Source organism: uncultured Phenylobacterium sp. (assembly GCF_902826855.1).
Classification (GTDB): Bacteria; Pseudomonadota; Alphaproteobacteria; order Caulobacterales; family Caulobacteraceae; genus Phenylobacterium.
The window spans coordinates 1-1,624 of sequence record NZ_CADEGK010000316.1 but is presented as its reverse complement, the minus strand read 5'-3'; the positions used below and the strand labels follow the sequence as shown (position 1 = coordinate 1,624).

Genomic DNA, 1,624 nt, shown 5'->3' with positions numbered 1-1,624 from the left:
GGCAGGATGACGATCTGGCGGTCGTGGTAGGGCGCGATGTCGGGGCCCGGGTCGCAGGTCAGCAGGGTGAAGCGGTCGTCGCGGATCAGGCCGGCGATGGCCAGGACGCCGCCGTCGGCCGCCTCGAACAGCCACTTGGACTTGGGCGCCTTCGCCCCGGTGAACTCGAAGAAGCCGGTGGCGGGGACCAGGCAGCGCCCCCGGGGAAAGCTGCGGCCCTCGGAGCGGAAGTTGATCACCGGTCCGCGCGGGCCGGGGAAGCCCCAGCGCAGCTGGCCCAGGTGCGCGCCGCCCTCGCGGCCGGTCACCACGTAGCTGGGGTCGGTGGGGCGGATCGAGGCGCGCGGCTCCATGTTCGGCGCCCCGCCATCCCAGGCCAACGGCAGGTCGAGCTGGGCGAACCGGGCGAGCAGTTCGTCGAGGGAGCTTTGCTGGGCGTATTCGTTGCACATTATATACAGTCCGGCTGCCGAATTTGACGTGTATATTATAGACAGGTGATCTTAGGCCGCCCCGCGGATGATGCGGCGGGCCTGGAAGGGCGGGATGATGGCGGTGATGTGGGCGGCCCAGCGGATGCGCGCGTCCTGGCGCACCGGTCCGACGACGCTCTCCAGGTCGAACAGGCCGGGTCGCGAGCCGCGCAGCAGGCGCTTGACCAGCACCTCGTCGGTGTCGGTCTCGACTACCACCACATGGCCCAGCATGTCCGGCGTCGGCGGCGTGCGCTGGTCCTCGAAGTAGATCAGGGCGCCGTCGTCGGCCACGCCGCGCATGGAGTGGCCCATCACCTTCAGCGCCCGGGCCTGGGCGCCGCCGCCGGGCGGGATCGGGGCGAGCTCGACGGGGTCGTCGCCCGTGGCGAACAGCACCGTGCCCTCGGGGTTGGCCCCCACGTGGCCGATCACCGGGACAAGCCCGTCGGCCCCGACCGGCTGCATGGCCCCGGCGGCGTCATAGAGCCACTCCGGGCTGACCCCGAACGCGGCCGCGTAGGCCTTGGCCCGGCGGTAGGAGAAGGGCGCATTGCCGTTCTCGTTGGAGGCATAGGTGTTGCGGCTCCAGCCGAAGGCGTCGGCCGCCGCCGCGGCGGTCTCGAAGCCGCGGTCCAGCCGCGCCTGGCGCAGCCGCTGGGCGCGCCCGTCCATGCCGGGGGAAGACGTCATGTTCCAGTGGATAACCTACAGATCGGCCTTGCGCAACATCAGTAGGTTTCATACATATTCTCCATGACCACAGTGTACCCCACCCCCTACGTCGAAATCGGTCGTACCTACGCCGCCCTGCGGCGCGGCGGGGCCACCCAGGCGCGCGCCCGCGCCGAACTCGAGCTGTCCGACGAGCGCGGCCGCGTCTTGGAGGCGCGGCTGCGGGCCCACGTCCGCCCCCGGTTCGACCGCTGCGCCGCCCATGTGGCCGCGGTGCTGGCGGCCGGCGGCTATCCGGCGCTCGGCCGATGAGCCGGCGCGACGATGCGGCCGCGCTGGTGGCCGGCGCCCTGGCGCGGCGCGAGCCCGATGCGCGCGGCCGGTCCCTGCGCGAGCTCCTTGCGCACACCGCGGCCGGGCTGGTGGTGATCGAGGGCGAGGCGGAGGCGGCGGAGGTGGCCGACCGGCTGGCCGAC

General features: G+C 72.5%; 3 protein-coding genes. 1 reads left to right on the top strand and 2 read right to left on the bottom strand.

Going from position 1 to position 1,624, the window contains the following annotated elements:
- A partial coding sequence (locus QZV94_RS24020) for an SOS response-associated peptidase (protein WP_293682847.1) occupies positions 1 to 452 on the bottom strand: 452 nt, incomplete at its 3' end.
- A 51-nt stretch (positions 453 to 503) separates the two neighbouring features.
- A complete protein-coding gene (locus tag QZV94_RS24015; RefSeq protein ID WP_293682845.1) occupies positions 504 to 1,166 on the bottom strand; it encodes a S24/S26 family peptidase in 663 nt (220 codons plus the stop codon).
- A 63-nt stretch (positions 1,167 to 1,229) separates the two neighbouring features.
- Here QZV94_RS24015 and QZV94_RS24010 point away from each other — a divergent pair, with 63 nt between their 5' ends.
- Entirely contained in the window at positions 1,230 to 1,460 is a 231-nt protein-coding gene (locus tag QZV94_RS24010; protein ID WP_293682843.1) for a hypothetical protein, read from the top strand.
- Positions 1,461 to 1,624: the final 164 nt, after the last annotated feature.